The 17,978-nt window shown below is 59.9% G+C and carries 16 protein-coding genes; 2 read left to right on the plus strand and 14 right to left on the minus strand.

All coding sequences use genetic code 11. The features are described 5' to 3' along the window. Window positions 1-101: 101 nt before the first annotated feature. Window positions 102-1,448, minus strand: coding sequence for a GH1 family beta-glucosidase (locus BM235_RS13935; protein ID WP_090114102.1), 1,347 nt, complete (start codon window positions 1,446-1,448; stop codon window positions 102-104). A gap of 119 nt (window positions 1,449-1,567) precedes the next feature. Further along, entirely contained in the window at window positions 1,568-2,665 is a 1,098-nt protein-coding gene (locus tag BM235_RS13940) for a hypothetical protein (RefSeq protein WP_090114104.1), read from the minus strand. Window positions 2,666-2,878: 213 nt separating this feature from the next. On the opposite strand from BM235_RS13940, the gene BM235_RS13945 reads away from it, so the two are divergent. Further along, window positions 2,879-3,682 (plus strand): Cof-type HAD-IIB family hydrolase, encoded by an 804-nt coding sequence (locus tag BM235_RS13945; RefSeq protein ID WP_090114106.1) that lies wholly within the window; start codon window positions 2,879-2,881, stop codon window positions 3,680-3,682. Window positions 3,683-3,780: 98 nt separating this feature from the next. Here BM235_RS13945 and BM235_RS13950 read toward each other — a convergent pair whose 3' ends face one another. From BM235_RS13950 to cysT, 5 genes are all read right to left on the minus strand, one after another. Continuing rightward, window positions 3,781-4,140 (minus strand): helix-turn-helix domain-containing protein, encoded by a 360-nt coding sequence (locus BM235_RS13950; protein WP_090114108.1) that lies wholly within the window; start codon window positions 4,138-4,140, stop codon window positions 3,781-3,783. Window positions 4,141-4,517: 377 nt separating this feature from the next. Further along, on the minus strand, window positions 4,518-5,612 hold the full coding sequence (locus BM235_RS13955; RefSeq protein ID WP_255374372.1) for a sulfate ABC transporter substrate-binding protein: 1,095 nt from the start codon (window positions 5,610-5,612) through the stop codon (window positions 4,518-4,520). An 87-nt stretch (window positions 5,613-5,699) separates the two neighbouring features. Next, window positions 5,700-6,767 carry a sulfate/molybdate ABC transporter ATP-binding protein gene (locus BM235_RS13960; protein ID WP_090114112.1) on the minus strand — a complete coding sequence of 356 codons (1,068 nt, stop codon included), beginning with the start codon at window positions 6,765-6,767 and terminating at the stop codon, window positions 5,700-5,702. A gap of 2 nt (window positions 6,768-6,769) precedes the next feature. Next, window positions 6,770-7,567 (minus strand): sulfate ABC transporter permease subunit, encoded by a 798-nt coding sequence (locus tag BM235_RS13965; protein ID WP_090114637.1) that lies wholly within the window; start codon window positions 7,565-7,567, stop codon window positions 6,770-6,772. 2 nt (window positions 7,568-7,569) lie between these two features. Beyond that, complete coding sequence (cysT, locus tag BM235_RS13970; RefSeq protein WP_090114114.1) at window positions 7,570-8,382, minus strand: sulfate ABC transporter permease subunit CysT; 813 nt, start codon at window positions 8,380-8,382, stop codon at window positions 7,570-7,572. Window positions 8,383-8,551: 169 nt separating this feature from the next. Between cysT and BM235_RS13975 the strand changes: the two genes are divergently transcribed. Further along, window positions 8,552-8,953, plus strand: coding sequence for a secondary thiamine-phosphate synthase enzyme YjbQ (locus BM235_RS13975; protein ID WP_090114116.1), 402 nt, complete (start codon window positions 8,552-8,554; stop codon window positions 8,951-8,953). Between the two features lie 69 nt (window positions 8,954-9,022). Here the strand turns inward: BM235_RS13975 and BM235_RS13980 are convergent, their stop codons facing one another. The 7 genes from BM235_RS13980 to BM235_RS14010 all read right to left on the minus strand — a co-directional run bounded on the left by BM235_RS13980 (window position 9,023) and on the right by BM235_RS14010 (window position 17,685). Continuing rightward, window positions 9,023-9,658, minus strand: a complete 636-nt coding sequence (locus tag BM235_RS13980; RefSeq protein WP_090114129.1) for a YigZ family protein — start codon at window positions 9,656-9,658, stop codon at window positions 9,023-9,025. Between the two features lie 139 nt (window positions 9,659-9,797). After that, on the minus strand, window positions 9,798-11,147 hold the full coding sequence (locus BM235_RS13985) for a glucose-6-phosphate isomerase (protein WP_090114139.1): 1,350 nt from the start codon (window positions 11,145-11,147) through the stop codon (window positions 9,798-9,800). 145 nt (window positions 11,148-11,292) lie between these two features. After that, on the minus strand, window positions 11,293-11,787 hold the full coding sequence (locus BM235_RS13990; RefSeq protein WP_090114141.1) for a DinB family protein: 495 nt from the start codon (window positions 11,785-11,787) through the stop codon (window positions 11,293-11,295). Between the two features lie 83 nt (window positions 11,788-11,870). Further along, entirely contained in the window at window positions 11,871-13,955 is a 2,085-nt protein-coding gene (locus BM235_RS13995; RefSeq protein ID WP_090114143.1) for an alpha-amylase family protein, read from the minus strand. 65 nt (window positions 13,956-14,020) lie between these two features. Continuing rightward, window positions 14,021-15,676: an ABC transporter substrate-binding protein gene (locus tag BM235_RS14000; protein WP_090114145.1), complete on the minus strand. Its 1,656-nt coding sequence runs from the start codon at window positions 15,674-15,676 to the stop codon at window positions 14,021-14,023. 114 nt (window positions 15,677-15,790) lie between these two features. Beyond that, window positions 15,791-16,648 carry a carbohydrate ABC transporter permease gene (locus BM235_RS14005; protein ID WP_090114639.1) on the minus strand — a complete coding sequence of 286 codons (858 nt, stop codon included), beginning with the start codon at window positions 16,646-16,648 and terminating at the stop codon, window positions 15,791-15,793. A gap of 62 nt (window positions 16,649-16,710) precedes the next feature. Further along, window positions 16,711-17,685, minus strand: coding sequence for an ABC transporter permease (locus BM235_RS14010; RefSeq protein WP_090114147.1), 975 nt, complete (start codon window positions 17,683-17,685; stop codon window positions 16,711-16,713). Between the last annotated feature and the right edge of the window lie 293 nt (window positions 17,686-17,978).

The following is a 17,978-nucleotide window of genomic DNA, read 5'->3' on the forward strand; positions in this document are numbered from 1 at the left end:
GGCTTGCTGCCCGAAGACATGGCCCGCGCGAGTTCCGGCACCAAATAAATAAAACGGCAGGCCGGAAAACCCGGCCTGCCGTTTTTGTATGCATTTTTGAATCAAGCCTCGAACCCGTCGTGCTCGATCACGCTTTGAATAAACCGATAACTGTCCTTCGGATACCGCTTGAGCGTCTTGTAATCGGTGTAAACGATGCCGAAGCGCTTGACGTAGCCTTCCGCCCACTCGAAGTTGTCGAGCAGCGACCAGGCGAAGTAGCCCTTCAGCGGCACGCCCGACTCGATCAGGCGATGACACTGGATGAAGTGCTTTTTGAAATAGTCGGCGCGCTTCGCGTCGTGAACGCGGCCATCCGGCGTGAGCTCGTCCTCGTAGCACGCGCCGTTCTCCGTAATGTAAATCGGAACGTCGCCGTATTCCTCGTGCACCCACGACAGCACCTTGTACAGCCCGTCGGCGTAAACGTTCCAGTCCATGAACGTCTTGTCGAAGCCGACCTGCACTTCCTCGCAGTCGAACAGCCCTTCGCCTTCCTTGTAACGACCGAAGCCGCCGCTGTAGAAGTTCACGCCGATGAAGTCGATCGGCTGCGCGATCTTCTCCATATCGCCGGGCTGGATCGGCACTTCGACGCCTTTGCCCTTGAACCAGTCGACCATGAACTGCGGATATTGTCCCTTGAACGTCGGGTCCATGAACCACTCGTTGTTGTAAGCGCGATTGCGGTGAGCGGCCGCGACATCCTCCGGCTTGGTCGTATACGGCTCGAACCAGTACAGATTGTGCGTCGTGCCGATCTCGCCCGATATGCCGAGCGTGCGGAACGCCTTCACCGCTTCGCCGTGCGCGACCATGCAGTTGTGCGCGACGTTGACGGCGAGCTGCAGGTCGGTATTGCCCGGCGCGTGCGCTCCGATATAGTTGGACAAGAACGACACGCACCAGGTCTCGTTAAACGTAATCCACTGCTTGACCTTGCCGCCGAACGCCTTGAACGCGGTCTCCGCGTAGCGGACGAACGCGCCGATCGTATCGCGGTTGTCCCAGCCGCCCTTGTCCTGGAGCGCCTGCGGCAAATCCCAGTGGTACAGCGTCACGCACGGCTCGATGCCGGCGGCCAGCAGGCCGTCGATGACCTTGGCATAGTAATCGAGGCCTTTCTGATTCAGTTCGCCGTCTCCGTCCGGATAAATGCGCGGCCAAGCGATCGAAAAGCGGTACGCCTTGACCCCCAGGTTTTTGAGCAGCGCGATATCTTCTTCATAACGGTGATAGCTGTCGCAAGCGACGTCGCCCGTATCGCCGTTAACGACCTTGCCCGGCGTGCGGGAGAACGTATCCCAGATCGACATCCCCCGCCCGTCTTCGTTATATGCCCCTTCGATCTGGTAGGAAGCGGTCGCCGTTCCCCAGACGAAATCCTTCGGAAATTGAATCGAAGCCATACCTAACCCCTCCGCACTGAATAATCGTACCGCGCACGCGTCATGTAAAACGTTTTCCTTCTTTATTTTATACAAAATGACCGCGCGCGCCCATACGATATCCTGTGCGATATTGGCGCTTACTTATTCGAATTGGCTTCGTCTAACAGCTGTCGGGCATGCGCCTCGAGCCCGTCATAGAATGCCTTCACTTCGGGAATGGCCACCTGCTCCCCGTTTTTGCCCTTTTTGTAGACCGCGCCTCCCGTTTTCTCCACGATGGCCAGAAATTCCTGGGCGAGCTTCGCCGTGACCGTACCCGGATTATCGGCTATGGCCTTCTCCAGCGCAGTCTTGACCTGCGAATCGAGCTTGAACGTATCGAAGTCGAAAACAGGCGTGTTATCCAATCCCATCAACAAAAACGGGATATAACGCGTCGCAAACAAGGTCTCGGCCTGGTCCCGCTCGGGCGCATCCGGATGCGCCGTCACGTATGCTTCCGCTTGCGCGGCGCGTGCGACGACCTCCGAACGTTCGATGACAAGCCCGCCGTCGGAGGCCGACTTTTGATCCGACTCGACGGCCAGCAGCGCGAGATAATCCTTCATGGCGGCGGTCACCTGCGTGTCTGCGCGTTTCAGCTTGCCATAGTCTACGACGGGGAAATAAAAGCCCTCGGTCGTCTCCAGCTTGTATCCGCCGTCTATGGCGCCCTGAACGAGCGCGCGCGCCTGTTCATCCTTGATTTGACCGATCTGCTGCGCACTAGGCGGCCATTCGAGCTTTTGCAGCGCCTGCTGGACCTTTTCCGGCTCGAACTTCCCCTGCATATTCGGCAACTGCCGATCATAATAGGCGAGCATCTCTCGCAAGAGCGCATCTCCCGTCTCCGGCGAAGCCTGCGCCAGCTTGTCGTCGAGCGCCTTGTTCAGCTCCGCGGCCGACAGGTCGGATTGGGCCTGCTCCTTGAACGCTTCGAGCAACGAGGCGTCCGCATCCTGTCCCGATGTCGGACTCGCGGCAGCCGTTGCGGACGCGCTTGGCGACGGGGTCGGCGACGCGCTCGGGCTCGCCGAAGACGTCTGCGGCGACGAGGCGGACGCCGTGGCGTCCGAAGCGTCGTTTTTCGATCCTCCCGTGCAAGCAGCAAGGCCGGCCGCCAACAGCATTACGAGCCCGTATGCAGGCAGCCGCAAGACCGTTCTTCGCTTCGCGTGTTTCGTCGTAACGCCCATTTGTACCGCATCCTTTCCACCATGTCTCATGATTGCTAATTACCCATGCGCCTTCGCCCTTCGAATTTTTAGACGCTCCGGGCACAAAAATGGTTCCACGAAGAGGAAGTTTTATACATTGGCATCGAACAGGACGCTTATTGAAGGGATTCGTCCAAATGCGTTACAATCGAGGAAACCTGTCCGCCTACATAAAAAGGAGAGAAACCTGCTATGTCTTCTTACCGCCTCATCGCGATCGACCTCGACGATACGCTGCTGAACGACAAACTCGAAGTGACCGAAGCGACGCGCGAGGCGCTTGCTCAAGCGATGTCGCAAGGCGTTCACGTGACCTTGGCTACGGGCCGCATGTTCGCTTCCGCCAAGCAGACGGCCGCCCAAGTCGGCCTGAACGTGCCGCTCATTACTTACCAAGGCTCGCTGGTCCGCAATCTGCTTGACGAGCGCACGCTGTACGAGCGCTCCGTCGATCTCGAAGCGGTCCGCAGGCTCTACGGCTATACGCGCGAGCGCAAGCTGCACCTGCAGACGTATATCGACGACAAGCTTTATTCCTTCGATGACGGAGACAGGCTTGCAGCCTACGCGAAGCAATCGAATATCCCCTACATCGTCGAGCCCGACCTGGACGCATTGCCGGCCGGACATCATACGAAGCTGATTATCATCGACGAGCCGGCCCTACTGGACGAGATCGCGCCCGAGCTTCACGCGCTTCTCGGTCCGGACGTCCATATCACGAAGTCCAAGCCTCATTATTTGGAATTCACGCACGGCGAGGGCACGAAAGGACATGCGCTAAGATTTTTGGCCGGGCATTACGGCTTGACGATGGATCAAACGATCGCGATCGGCGACTCTTGGAACGACCGCGAGATGATCGAGGCCGCGGGTCTCGGCGTCGCGATGGCGAACGCGGTGCCCGCGCTTCGCGAGATCGCGGACTACATCACGGCCAGCAACAACGAGGATGGCGTGAAGCAAGTCGTCGACAAGTTTATTTTAAACGCATGAGCTAAAGCCCGCTCGTTCGGGCCTTTTCGCCGCAATCCGATTTCGACCGTCAAAAAAGGCTTCCGCAAGCTCGTTTTTCAGAGCAGGCCGGAAGCCTTTTACGTATTGCGCCGATCGGCGTCCTTTTCTTTTTTCCGCTTCTCCCGAAGAAGCCGGTACATCTCGAGCTGCTCCTGCAAATGTCCCGCCTCTTCCTCCGTCAGCGGCTGCTCGACGCCTTGAATGACGAAACGGTTCGGTTCGGCTGACGCTTGCTCCTTGTCGATGCCCGTGAGCAGCCAATCGAGCGATACCTCGTAAATGCTCGCAAGCTCCCTTAATATCTCATTATCCGGCTGCGACCGGTTGTTCTCGTATTTGGATATCGTCGTGAAGTCCACGCCCAGCGCGCCCGCGACTTCGTTTTGCGTCATATGCTTTTCTTGCCTGGCCAGCTTCAAGCGTTTGCCGAATGTCAACGGTTACACCTCGCGCTTTTTGCTTCAGTATAAAAGATATGAATTCGGCTCCGGACACACTTGCATATAAATCAAGTTTTAACTTGAATTTTTGACAATTTTTATATAATATAAAATCAATACATGAAGTTACTTCAATGGAGGGAACGTTCATTTTTATTCACGATCAGCCTTACCCTTTGTATTATTGGATCATTAGTCTTTCCGTCATACTCATATTGGTGGGATGCCTCGTGCGCGGCGAGCTTCGCAAGCGGAGATTGGAACGAGAAGACGAAGAAGCCCAATAAAAAAAGGTGCCGTCCGAGCGGATGCCCGGACGGCTCCATGCAAAAAGGACGAAGGCGGCAAACGCGCCTTCGTCCTTTATCGTTAGGTCACTTGCCGGCCAGCACTTGGTACCATACGCCGCGTTTCGCGTACAGCTCGCCGCGAACCTGGCCCCATCCGCCGAGATAGCCGATATCGAACAAGCCCGATGGCGTGACGTACCGGTCCGCATAGCGGCTCGCCGCCTCTTCGTTCACCGGCCTGAAGCCATGCTCGGCGAACACCGCTTGCGCTTCCGCGCCGCTCATATAGGCCACCAGCGCATCGGCGGCGGCGCGCACGCCGTGCGCGTCCGCATTGACGTCGACGACGCCGGCCGGATTTTCGATCAGGATCGTATCTTCCGGCGTCACGATGTCGTAATGCACGCCCTGCGCCACGCGGGCAAGCAGCTCGTTTTCATAGGTGACGATCACGTCGCCGACCCCGTATTCGAAGGCCGCCATCGATGCGCGGCCGCTTTTGTCCATCGATTCGACATTCCGGTAGACGGCTTTCAAAAAGGCTTTTGCCGCGTCCGGATCCTTCTTCCCCGATTCGCGCTCCGCCTGCTTCAGTCCTGCGCCGTAGATCGCGTTGATGTCCCACTGCGCGCCGCCCGATACCTTCGGATTGGGGAACAGCACTTTGACGCCAGGCTTGGCCAGATCGGCGAACCCGGTGATGCCAAGCGGATTGCCTTCCCGCGTCCCCAATACGACGATCGAGCGCGTGATCATGCCGCCCGTCTCCGTCTTTTTCCAATCCTTGCTCATGAGGCCGGCCTTGACGATCTTGTCCATGTCGCCCTCGAGCGAGAGCACGGCGACGTCGGCCTTGAAGCCGCCTACGATCGATCTGGCCTGGGTGCCCGAAGCCTCGTAGGACTCCTGGAACTTCAGCTTCTGCCCCGTCTTCGCTTCCCACGCCCGGCCGAAGGCGGGCAGAATCTCCTGCAGCGCGTCCTTCGCGACCGAGTAAGCGCCGATGACGAGCGTCGCCGTCCCCGCATCCTGCGCGGCCGCGCCTTCTCCTTTGGCTGAAGAGCCGTTCGACGACGCGCCTCCGCAGCCGGCCAGCGACACCCCGAGCGCGGCGGCCAGCAGCCATCCACTCAGCCGGCGGCCCGCGACGCGCCGCTTAGTCCATCTGTTGCTATTCAAGATCGCCAACCTCCCGGCGGTGCCTCCGCAGGCTCCCGCATATGCAGCCAAGCGAACGGCAGCCCTCGCGGACTGCCGGCGACTGGATCAAATGTATACGAACATCGGGTCAGCCTTCAGCTTGTTCTCCATGACCCAGCTCTCGCTGTCGTTGAACAAGTAAGCGCGGTGAACGAGCACCTGCACCTCTTCGCCCGGATGAAGCACTTCTTTCTCGAGCGAACGGTAGGTGACGAGCTTGATTCCGCCTACCTCCACCTCGACGAGCCATTCGCTGCCGCGGAAATGGATGTGGCTGACCCGACCGGCCTCCGTCGCCGATAGCAGCTGCGTGAACTCATCCTTACGACCGATCTCGATATACTCCGGCCGGATCAAGCCCCTGGTCCCGGACGATACGGCCGCATCGCCGAAGCCTCGAAGCGCTCCGATATTATCGACGATCCGGGATTCCCCGATGAAGCCGGCGACGAACGGCGTCTTCGGATCCTTGTAAATCTCCCACGGAGAACCCTTCTGCTCCAGGTTGCCTTTGTTGATGATCATAATCTCGTCCGCGACCTCGATCGCCTCGTCCTGATCGTGCGTGACGAAGATCGAGGTGATGCCCAGCCGATCGATCATCTCGCGGAGCCAAGAGCGCAGCTCGTGCCGGATCTTGGCGTCGATCGCCGCGAACGGCTCGTCGAGCAGCAGCAGCTGCGGCTCCGGCGCGAGCGCCCGCGCGAACGCCACGCGCTGGCGCTGACCGCCGGACAGCTGGTGCGGGTAGCGGGACTCGAAGCCCTTGAGCCCGGTTAGCTCGGTCAGGTTGGCGACGCGCTCCTTGATCTTGGCTTTGTTCCACTTTTTGACCTCGAGGCCGAAGGCGATATTCTCGCTGACCGTCATGTGCTTGAACAGCGCGTAGTTCTGGAAAACGAAGCCGATGCCGCGCTCCTGCGGCGGCAGGTCGTTGACCCGTTGGCCGTGGAAGACGATATCGCCCGAATCGGGCGTTTCGAGCCCGGCGAGCATGCGCAGGATCGATGTTTTGCCGCCGCCGCTCGGGCCGAGCAGCCCGATAAGCTGGCCTTTTTCGACGCTGAAGTCGACGTCCTTGACCGCTTGAAAGCTGCCGAACGATTTATTTAATCCCCGTACTTCGACATGCATGCTCAATGCACTTCCTTTCGGGATTTAGACCATTCCATCACGAGCAATAAAAGGACCGAAGCGGCCGCGAGCACCAATGCGACCGAGTTGGCCGCGGTCAAATCGAAATTCTCGACGTCCTGATAAACGAGCGTCGTCGCCGTCTGCGTCTTGTTGATAATGTTGCCCGAGACGACCAGCACGGCGCCGAATTCGCCCAGACAGCGCGCGACCGTCAAGATCACGCCGTATACGACGCTCCAGCGGATAAGCGGCCATGTGACGCGCCAGAACGTCGTCCAGGCGTAAGCTCCCATCATATGGGCGGCCTCCTCCTGCTGGCTGCCGACCTCCTGCAGCACCGGCATCACTTCGCGGATCACGATCGGAAACGTAACGAACAGCGTCGCGAGGATCATGCCCGGGAGCGCGTACACGATGTCGACGCCGGCGCGGCCTAGCATGGCGCCGACGGCGCTGTCGGGTCCGAGCAGCAGGACGATCATCAGGCCGCCGATCACGGGCGATACGGCGAAGGGCAGATCGACGATGGCGTTCATGACGGCTTTGAGCCGCTTCCCGAGCCAGTTCGCGCGGACCAGGTAGAGGGAAAGCATGACGCCGAAAACCGTGTTGACTACGGTCACGCACACGGCGATGATGCCCGTCATCAGAAGCGCATGCTGCGCCTCCGGACGCGAAATGCCCGCCGAGAAGCCGCTCCAGCCGTCGTCGAACGCACCCTGCACGATCCGCAGCAGCGGAACGATCAGAAGGACGGCGAAGATCAGCGTCGTCAAACCGATCCAGAATCTTCTGATGGTCAACGCGCCCGCCTCCTTCGAACGAAATTAACCGTCCATAAAATAAGGAGGGACAAGGTGAGCAGCAGAACCGAGACCGCTGCGGCGCCCGCTGGATTGTCGCTCTCGATCTCGCCGAAGATGTAGACGGAGGCGACCAGCGTGCGTCCGGGAATGTTGCCCGCCACCAGCACGACCGCGCCGAATTCGGCGAGCGCGCGCGAGAAGGCGAGCATGGCGCCGCTCACGATGCCAGGCATCATGCAGGGCAGGATGACCCGAAAAAACGTGCGCGACTTCGAAGCGCCCATCGTGTACGCCGCTTCCTCTTCCGAAGCGTCAAGCTCCTCGAGCATCGGCTGAACCGCGCGGATGACGAACGGAAACGTAACGAAGATCATGGCCACGACGATCGCCGGCTCATGGAACAGAATCGTCGTGCCGAGCGCCTCCGCCCCGCTGCCGATCCAGCTCCGAGGTCCGAGCAGCAGCAGAATCATCAACCCGATGACGGCGGTCGGCAACGCGAACGGCAGATCGACCAGGCTGTTAAGCAAGCTCCGTCCCGGGAACCGGTAACGGACGAGCACCCAAGCCGCCAAAGTGCCGACCGCCGCGTTGATGATCGTAGAAATCACCGCAAGCTTGACCGTGAGGATCACGGACTTCCAGGCCAGCGCTTCCGTGACGTTGTCGGCAAAAGCCTGAAAACCGCCTGACAGCGATTGCACGTAAATGCCTGCGATCGGACAAACGATAAGAATAATAAAATAAAGCATGACGGTGCTGCGGAATCCCCAGCTCCACCATCGGCTCTGCAGCATGTTGGTCACGTATGCGAACCTCCAGGATGGGCTTTGTTGCCACTCCATAATTCCTATTAAATTAGTTGGTATTGCTACTTTAGCAGATCGGCCCTTGATTCGTCAACGACATTTCGGTATTTTGTCAGATAGAAGGGGCGCCCCTCGAGGGACGCTCATATAGGAGGCTGAAATAACGATGCTGTTTAAAGAAAAGCTCCGCACGTCTTCCCGGGACGAGATCGTCGATATCACCAGGCAGACCGCCGCGCTCGTCGCGCGTTCGGGCGTTCAAGAAGGCTTGGCCGTCGTCTATTGCCCGCATACGACCGCGGGCATCGCGATCAACGAGAACGCGGATCCCGACGTCAAGCGGGACGTGCTGATGCGGCTCGACGAAGTGTATCCTTGGACGCATCCGAAGTACCGCCATGCGGAAGGCAACACGGCCTCCCACCTGAAGGCGATCACGACGGGCAATTCGCAGATGGTCATCGTCAGCGGCGGCAAGCTGCTGCTCGGACGGTGGCAAGGCGTTTACTTCTGCGAATTCGACGGGCCGCGGGACCGCGAATACTTCGTCAAGGTCGTCGAAGGCTGACGAGGCCTGGCCCGGCGCTGCGGATCGCGTCGGGCTTCGCCTTCAAGTCCGAGCTCCGGCAAGCGTTAATTACGAGAGCTCCTCCGTAAAATAACGCGCCTCTCCCCTGGTTACGATGCCCTGTCCTTGCGTCAGGTCGGTCATCCACGCTTCGAAGCGTTCTGCTTCCGCTTCCTCCGGCAGGCACAGCACGCGCACCCGATCGGTAAACGCGACGTCCCCGACCTTCACGCCTCGGCCGCGCAGTTCGTTTTCGATTTTGCCGTACCATGTATAGTCGACGTCGACCGCGATTTCCCGATGCAGCACTCGGACGATCGGCCCCGCCGCATCGGTCCCGGCCACGGCGCCGTCGGTGTAGGCGCGGACGAGCCCGCCCGCTCCCAGCATGACGCCGCCAAAATAACGCGTGACCACGACGACCGTATTTTTGAGTCCGCGGTTTTTAAGCACCTCCAAGATCGGACGACCCGCGGTCCCGCTCGGTTCCCCGTCGTCCAGCGCTTTCTGCCACTGAGCGCGCTCTCCGATCGTGTAGGCAGAACAATTGTGCGTCGCGTTCCAATGGCGTTTCTTGATCTCCTCGATAAAGGCGACCGCTTCTTCCTCGCTCTCCGCCGGCTTGGCGTGCCCGATGAAGCGCGACTTTTTAATGACGATATCTTGTTCCCCGTATCCCGCTACGGTGGCGTATCGCGCCAGCATGCTCCGACTTCCTTTCCCATGGCCTTGCTCAGATGCTTGTCCTCCCAGTTTACCATGATCCCAGATAAGGAAAAACCGCCCCGGACGAAGGTCCGAAGGCGGTTGTCGCATCATCCGTTTGAGATGTGCGGTCCAGGCGTTACAGGCGGGCTTCCAGTTCTTTTTTCTTCTCCTCGAAGCCGGGCTTGCCGAGCAGCGCGAACATGTTGACCTTGTAGGCTTCGACGCCCGGCTGGTCGAACGGATTGACGCCCAGCAGGTAGCCGCTGACGCCGCAGGCGATCTCGAAGAAGTAGACGAGCTGGCCGAAGCTGTGCGGCGTCAAGTCCGGCAGCTGAACGACCAGGTTCGGCACGTTGCCGTCCGTATGCGCGAGGATCGTGCCTTCGAACGCCTTTTTGTTCACGAAATCAAGCGTCTTGCCCGTCAGGAAGTTCAGGCCGTCGAGATTGTCCGCGTCGCTCTGGATCTCGATCTGCTCCGATACTTCGCCGACCTGGAGCACCGTCTCGAAAATGATGCGGTTGCCCTCTTGAATGAATTGTCCCATCGAGTGGAGGTCCGTGGAAAAGTCGACGGAAGCCGGATAGATGCCCTTATAGTCCTTGCCTTCGCTTTCGCCGTACAGCTGCTTCCACCATTCGGAAACGAAGTGCAGGCTAGGCTCGTAGTTGACGAGAATCTCGACCGTCTTGCCCTTGCGGTACAGCGCGTTGCGGATAGCGGCGTACTGGTACGCCGGGTTCTCCGCGAGATTCGGATTGTTCAGCGCCGTGGCCGCGTCCTGCGCGCCCTTCATGATCGCTTCGATGTCGATGCCCGCGGCCGCGATCGGCAGCAAGCCGACGGCCGTCAGGACCGAGTAGCGTCCGCCGACGTCGTCCGGAATGACGAACGATTCGTAGCCTTCGGCGTTCGCCAGCGTCTTCAGCGCGCCGCGCGCCTTGTCCGTCGTGGCGTAAATGCGCTTCTTGGCCGCTTCCTTGCCGTACTTGCGCTCGAGCGCGTCGCGGAAGATGCGGAAGGCGATCGCCGGTTCGGTCGTCGTGCCCGACTTGGAGATGACGTTGATCGACCAGTCCTTGCCTTCGAGCGCCTGCAGCAGGTGCGTCACGTACGTCGAGCTGATGTTGTTGCCGGCGAAGAAGATCTGCGGCGTCTTGCGCTGTTCCTTCGTGAGCGTGTTGTAAAAAGAATGCGACAGCATCTCGATGGCCGCGCGGGCGCCGAGATACGAGCCGCCGATGCCGATGACGACGAGCGCCTCGGAGTCGGATTGAATTTGTTTCGCCGCGGTTTGGATGCGCGCGAACTCTTCTTTGTCGTAGTCGAAGGGGAGATTGATCCAGCCCAGGTAGTCCGAGCCTGTGCCCGTGCCGTTGTGGAGCTGCTCATGCGCCAGCTTCACCGCAGGAGCCAGATAGTCGATCTCGTGCTGCCCGATGAACTGCAGCGCCTTGGAATAATCGAGAGAAATGCTTTTGGCCATTGCGTAATTGCCCCTTTCAGGTTCCATGGTTCGCGTCCGGTAGGCACGTAGCTTTAGAATAACCAAATTTCGCCTTCGGTACAAGCAACCGAACCGCTGCCCTTAAGGGGCGATACGCGTGCATCGAGGCAGAGAGCCATAGCGGCTAATCGAACGAACGATGTCCCGGCCAAGAACCCTGCAACTTGCGCAGCTGAATGATCTGGCCCAGATGGTAAGCGTCGTGCCGGACGATGCTGTTGGCATAGGACCATGCCTTCGTCTCCGGAATCGGCTGCTCCAGCGCCTCGTCGCCGCGGCTCGCCAGCTGCTCCCGAACCGCCCTATGCGCCTCCTCTAGACGCCCGACCGCCTCGTCCCAGGACGGGTCGCCCAGCGCGGCGGCTTCGAACGTGTCGTCGTTGGTCACGCGCTCTTCGGCCGCCGGCTGCGGCTCGCCGCGCAGCGCCCGAAGCAGCCTGAGCTTGTAAAAGAGCAGATGATGCACGGTCTGCCGGATCGAGTTGACGGCGACGCCTTCCGGCTTCCAATCCGCTTGCACTTCGGTCAAGCCATCGAGCGCATCCTTGATCGGCGGGTACCAGTCCTCTTTGTCGTAACCATGGTCGTAGCTGTCAAGCAGCAGCTCGCGTTTGCTCATCTTCATTCTCCTTTGCCGTCGGGCCGTTAATGGTAACCAAACCCATAATACCACGCTGGTTACCATCTACCCCAAGAGCGGGATCACGTAACCGAAGCGGGGTCCGTCGCAAGCAAGAACACTGCGGATGCGGCGGCGCCAAGCGCGAGCTCGATCGCATCATCACCGAGCCTGACGTCCGAGGCCGGTACGCCGTACAGGGATACCGCATGGGAGATATCGGCGCGCTCCAAAGGCAGCCGGTTCCAGCCGATCGTCCGCTTGACGGCGCGCTCTCCGTCATAGTTGAAGCAGGCGAGCCAGAGCCCCTCGTCGGTCCGCAGCGCGAAAATGTCCGCAGCGCCAGCGCCGGCAACCCCGTCCACGGGCAGGAACGTCTTGCCCTTGCGCGCCAGCGCGACCGCCTCCCCGCTCGCAAGCCAATCCCGCGCCCTTGCGGCGGCTTCGGGCATACGGTAATCGTCTCCGAGCAGCAGCGAGGTCCCCGCGATGATCGACGCATGCAGACGGCTCCGCCCCTCGTCTTCCGCGGTGGCACGCTGATTGTGGCTCTTATAAAGCACGGTATGGTCGGGGTCGTTGAACCTGTACAGGGTATCGTTGACCCACCAGGCCGACGTGAGCGCGTTCAGCATGTATTCCGTGTCTCCGATCAAGCCGAACGCGTCGCACGAGATCCGCCGGCTATGCGCGTAGCCATGCGGGAACAGCGGCGCGATCGACAGATTGATGAAGAACGGGCGGCCGATGCGCGCCGGGTCGAGCGCGTCCCGTACGACGGACATGCCGTAATTGTAGGCCTGAATGCCGGTCTCGATCTCGGCCAAATAATGCTTGCCCTCCATCGCGCCGTGCGTCAGGAAGTCCAGCTTGACGTAGCTGAAGCCCGCGTCCACGAACCGCGCCATCTGCCTGCGGATCGATTCGACCACGATCGGATGGGTCGGGTCCATCGCATAGGCGCCGTCCAGCGTGGGGAGGAGCGCGCCCGCCTCGTCCTTCAACAGCAGCTCCCGGTAGACGACGCCCTCGAAGCCCTCGACGGGCTTCTCCGGATCGCGTCCCCAATACGCGAACGGCGTCGCGTATATGCCTGGCAGCTGGCCGTTCGCGCGGACGCGCGCGACGCACGCTTGCAACTCCTCCTCCGTTAGATGGTTCCAGAAGGCGTCGAAGTTCACGAACACGGCGTCGTCCTCGCGCAGCGCGCCGCCGCTTTGGAGCGTCTCGCCGATGAAATCCGAAACGCGCATGTACACGTCGGCGTCCAGCTTGTCCATGACGGCGGACCAGCTGTTCCATCCGAACGGAACGCCGCCCTTCCATGGCAGCGCAGGCACGATCTCCGCGTTCGCCCGTCCGTAAGCCTCCAGCCCCTCCCGGTAATCGTCGTACTTGCCGACGAAGACGAGCGGCGAGCGAATCTCGCGTCCCGACACGGCGCCATGGCTCAGCGAATCGCGGGTATGCAGTCCGGTCGCGCCGCCGTATACCCGCAACCGGGCCAGCTCGCCGGCGAAGGTCCCCGCGGCCTGGATGCCGGATTTCCACTTGTCGTGGGTGACGGATCCGAAGACGAAGCCGCGGCGGCTCGCGGGATGATAGACCGAGGTAACCTCGTAGCTCTCCACGTCGCAAGGGATCGGATACGCCGCGTACCGGACCCATTTGTCGTTGTCGAACGGCACGAACAGCACCCGCAGCTCCTTGTCTTCGGCCCGGGCTTCGGCCTCCTCGCCGAACGACAGCACGGAGCCGTCGTTGCGCAGGGCGCAGAGCGGGCTGATCTCGCGCGTCGACCAGGACGCGTCGCGCGTAGCGGACAGCTCCGTCAGCGCGTAAGGACGTCCCTCCGTCAGAATGAAGCGCTGGCGCAACACGGGCATGTCGGCATCCGCGCCGCGATGCTCGATTGTCCAGGCCAGCGCGCCCCCGCCTGCAGCGGCCGCGTCCGCAAGGACGGACCCCGGCAGCAGCGCATGGCTAGTGCCATGCGTCGTCCTCCACGTTCGGCCGCTGAATAGGACCTCTCCGTGCGTATCTAGGACGGCCGCGCCGTCCGACCACCGATAAGCGGTCGTGCCGTCCTTCAGATCGTTCTCGACCCGCATGACGCCGTTGTCGGCGACGAAGCGCGCGCCGTCGTTTTCGATGATCCAGCTTTTCATCCTTTAACCTCCGTCCGGACGCGGAAAAGGAGCGGCATCGCTGCTGCCCCTTTTCCCGTTCCGTTTTATTTCCAGAGCGACAGGCGCTCCTGGTAATTATCGTTGATGACCTTCTCGACCTTATCGCTGCCGGCGGACTTCATGTCCGCAAGCATCTTGTCGTACGTGGCGTTCGCGTCGGCTTCGCTCTTGGCGATGATGACCTTGGTGACGGACTGCGTCATGAGATCCTGCACCTTCTGCATCGTGAGCGCCTCCGGCGTGCCGCCCTGCGGACCCAGATTCTCGTAGGCGTCGTTGTCGTATACGGAATCCGCCAGATTTTTGATCGCCATCTTGTCGATCTCGTTGCGGTCGTAGCGTCCGGCCAGATCGTAAGGCGTGCCGTCCGTGCCTTTTCCGTTCTTGATGAACCAGGTCCACTTGCGGATGCCGGTCTGCTTCACGAAGCCGCTCCAATCGTCCTTGAACCCTTGCAGCGTCTCGGGACGAGGCACGTGCTTGCCGTCCTTCATGTCCCAATCCTTGCCCTCGATCCCCCACATCAACAGATATTGGCCTTCCTCGCTGGCCAGGAAGTTGATGAACTTCATCGTGCGCTCGGGATCCTTGTTCGCCTTCGTGATGCCGATCGCGTCCCATCCGAGCGAGCTCTTCGGGCTATACGTCGTCTTGGAAGGATCGACGCCGTTCGCGACGACCTTATACGCATAAAACTCTTTCTCGACGCCGCCGTCCTTCTTGAGCGCGGCGTTGGCGTCGCCCAGATCCCAGTATGCGCCCGTCGAAGCGAGCACGGCGCCGGACGAGAGCTTTTGCAGCCAGGACTCCTTCTTGTTGATGGCCCAGTCCACGTCGATCAAGCCGTCGCGGTACAGCTTGTTCATATAGAGCAGCATCTCGCGGTACTTGGGATCCGTCACGTCGAACTGCAGCTTCCCGTCCTGCTCGTAGTAAGATTTCAGGCCGAACATGCCCTTGAACGTGCCGAGCGTGGCGCCCATATTGGAGCCGTCCATCGTCAGCGGTACCGAAGGCTTGCCGTTCACGTTCGGATATTTCTCTTTAAAGCTCCGCAGCAGCGCTTCGAATTCGTCGGCCGTGAACGGCTTGCCGCCCTCCGCCTTGTCCGGGGCGAGCTCCTTCAGCAGATCCATGCGAATGTTGAAGCCGCCGTTCGGCTCGTCTTTTTCGAATCCGTACCAGTTGGACAAATAATAGTTTTTGCCGTCCTTGTAGCGGGTTTTGTTGAGCATGTCGCCGTACATGCTTTTGACGTCCGGGCCGTACTTTTCGATCAGATCGTCCAGCGGGATCAGCGCGCCTGCCGCGATGTATTTGTTCACGATGTCGCCGCCGCGGTCCATCAGCACGATGTCCGGCAGATCGCTGCTCGCCAGCATCAGGTTCAGCTTCTCCGCCGGGTTGCCCGTCGGCTGCTGGATCTCGACGGTGACGCCGGTCCGCTTCGTGATCTCCTGCGCTACTTCATTGTTAAAGGCGTCGCCCGTGTTCTTGTCGAAAAAAGTGAGCGTGATCGGCTTTTCGTCCACGCTGGCGGACGGGCTCTGGGAAGCGCCGGCCGACGCCGAAGCGCTTCCGCTTGCGGCCGGACTGGCAGACGAATCGCCGTTGTTATTGTTATTGCCGCAGGCGCCCAGCAAGGTCGCGAGCATAGTGACCCCCGCAGCGTATACGACCGATTTTTTCAGGCTGGTCATGGTATTTCCCCCCGAATGATAGTTGGATGATCAAGCATAACACCGTTTGAATCGAATGGCACGCCGGCCTTCTCCTCGCGGCCGCCCCACCTCCCCTCATGGCCGGATGGCCGATCAGCTTTTGACCGCGCCGAGCGTCATGCCTTTGACGAAGTAACGCTGAAGAAACGGATAGACCAGGACGATCGGCAGCGTCGCGACCATCGTCGCCGCCATGCGGATCGTCTCCGAGGAGACCGCCATCCGCTTAGAGGAATCCGCGAGCTGTCCGGACGAAGAGGTGAATTCCTGCGTCTGGTACTGGTTCAGGATTTTGACCAGCACCGCCTGCAGCGTCTTCAGCTCGGACTTGTAGGTGAACACGTATGAGTCGAACCAGGCGTTCCATTGATTGATGGCGGAGAACAGGCCGATCGTTACGAGCACCGGGACGCAGATCGGCAGCACGACGCGGGCGTAGATCTGAAAATCGTTGGCGCCGTCGATCTTGGCCGACTCCTCCACCTCGGCGGGCAGCTCTTGCATGAACGAACGGACGATGATGACGAAGAAGACGTTCATCAGGTTCGGGAAAATGTAGACGGCGAACGTGTCGATCAGGTGCACGCTTTTCAGAATCATGTAGTAAGGAATCAGGCCGCCGCCGAAGTACATCGTAAAGATGAAGAACAGCGAGATCAGCTTGTTGCCGACCAGATCCTTTTTGCTCAGCGCGAAGGCCAGCAGGCTGATGACGAACACGGTCAGCGGCGCGCCGATCGCGGTGCGCAGGAGCGTCACCTTGATGCCGCTCAATATCTCCTGATCCTTCAGAATCTCCTGATAGCTCTGGAGGCTGAACGATCTCGGCCACAGGTACAGCCCGCCTCTCACCGCGTCGTCGGCGCTGTTCAGCGAGAGCACGAGAATATTCCAGAACGGGTAGAACGTGACGAGGAACACGAGAATGAGGAACGCATACACAAAAGCCATGAATAGGCGGTCTTCCGACCTTCTGACGAGCGACACGGCGCGCGCCTCCTTTCCGGAACGAATCAATAGAGCGACTGCTGGTTCACCTTGCGAGACCAGGCGTTCACGGCGACGACGAGGATGAACGCGATGACCGATTTGAACAATCCGACCGCGGCGCCGTAGGAGAACATGCCGTTTTGCAGGCCATACCGGTACGTGTACGTATCGATGACGTCCGAATACTCGAGCACGGTCGTGTTCTGCAGCAGGTACTGCTGGTCGAAGCCCGCGTTCAGCACGTTGCCGACGGCGAGGATCGACAGGATGACGATGGTCGGCTTGAGCGACGGGAGCGTGACATTCCACATCTGGCGCCAGCGGCTCGCGCCGTCGACGCGCGCCGCCTCGTACAGCTCCGGATTGATGCCCGCGATCGCCGCCAGATAGATGATGGCGTTGAAGCCCATGTCCTTCCACGTATTGGAGACCGCGATGATCCCCCAGAAGGCGTGGCCGTTTTGCAGGAACTGAACCGGCTTGTCGATGAGATGAAGCGCCATCAGCAGCTCGTTGATCGTGCCCTGGGAAGACAGCAGCGTCACGATAATATTGGCCGCGATGACCCAGGAGATGAAGTGCGGCAGGTAGCTGACCGTCTGCACGAAGCGCTTGAACAGTCCGCCGCCTACCTCGTTGATGAGAAGCGCGAGCAGGATCGGCGCCGGAAATCCGATGAGCAACGACAGCAGGCTTTGAGCAAGCGTGTTGCGCATGATCTTGTAGAAATCGCCGTTTTCGAAAAAGTAGCGGAACCATTGCATGCCGACGAACTCGCTGCGGAAAAACGATCCGAAAAACGAGCCCCCGCCCGGCGAATAATTCGTGAAGGCCATATAAAGGCCGAACATCGGCCCGTAGGCGAAAATGAGCGTGCACAGGAAGGCCGGCAAAATCATGAGATACAAAATCTTTTGCTGCTTGATTTTTTTCCATTTCCCCGTCTTGCGGCTTGTTGCGATCGCCGGCGGTTGCGGTTTCTCCAAGTAGGCTTCCATAAGTCCCTCCCTCTGGCGATGCGGCATGTCGATAGGTTTATTATAGTTTCGTGCAAGAAGCGGTATCTATAACTCGTTCCTCGGAAACGCAACGCTAAATAACACAGTTTTCGCGGGCTTCGGATCGTTGTTTTGGGGCATGCGCGTAAACGTCGACATTAGCTCGCGATGTCAAAGTCGGAGTTGCTGGAGGTGTTGGTGTCACTGGGAGGGGCTGCGTACGGTGGTGTCGCTGAGGCAAGCTGCGGACATAGGAACCGCTATTTCTCTAAATCCGCACGTTTTCCCGTCTC

The organism is Cohnella sp. OV330 (assembly GCF_900112065.1).
GTDB lineage: Bacteria > Bacillota > Bacilli > Paenibacillales > Paenibacillaceae > Cohnella.

Excerpts from the sequence above, each read along its gene's own strand:
- BM235_RS13935 (WP_090114102.1), bottom strand. The coding sequence starts at position 1,448 with ATGGCTTCGATTCAATTTCCGAAGGATTTCGTCTGGGGAACGGCGACC.
- BM235_RS13940 (WP_090114104.1), bottom strand. The coding sequence starts at position 2,665 with ATGGGCGTTACGACGAAACACGCGAAGCGAAGAACGGTCTTGCGGCTG.
- BM235_RS13945 (WP_090114106.1), top strand. The coding sequence starts at position 2,879 with ATGTCTTCTTACCGCCTCATCGCGATCGACCTCGACGATACGCTGCTG.
- BM235_RS13960 (WP_090114112.1), bottom strand. The coding sequence starts at position 6,767 with ATGCATGTCGAAGTACGGGGATTAAATAAATCGTTCGGCAGCTTTCAA.
- BM235_RS13975 (WP_090114116.1), top strand. The coding sequence starts at position 8,552 with ATGCTGTTTAAAGAAAAGCTCCGCACGTCTTCCCGGGACGAGATCGTC.
- BM235_RS13980 (WP_090114129.1), bottom strand. The coding sequence starts at position 9,658 with ATGCTGGCGCGATACGCCACCGTAGCGGGATACGGGGAACAAGATATC.
- BM235_RS13985 (WP_090114139.1), bottom strand. The coding sequence starts at position 11,147 with ATGGCCAAAAGCATTTCTCTCGATTATTCCAAGGCGCTGCAGTTCATC.
- BM235_RS13990 (WP_090114141.1), bottom strand. The coding sequence starts at position 11,787 with ATGAGCAAACGCGAGCTGCTGCTTGACAGCTACGACCATGGTTACGAC.
- BM235_RS13995 (WP_090114143.1), bottom strand. The coding sequence starts at position 13,955 with ATGAAAAGCTGGATCATCGAAAACGACGGCGCGCGCTTCGTCGCCGAC.
- BM235_RS14000 (WP_090114145.1), bottom strand. The coding sequence starts at position 15,676 with ATGACCAGCCTGAAAAAATCGGTCGTATACGCTGCGGGGGTCACTATG.
- BM235_RS14005 (WP_090114639.1), bottom strand. The coding sequence starts at position 16,648 with ATGGCTTTTGTGTATGCGTTCCTCATTCTCGTGTTCCTCGTCACGTTC.
- BM235_RS14010 (WP_090114147.1), bottom strand. The coding sequence starts at position 17,685 with ATGGAAGCCTACTTGGAGAAACCGCAACCGCCGGCGATCGCAACAAGC.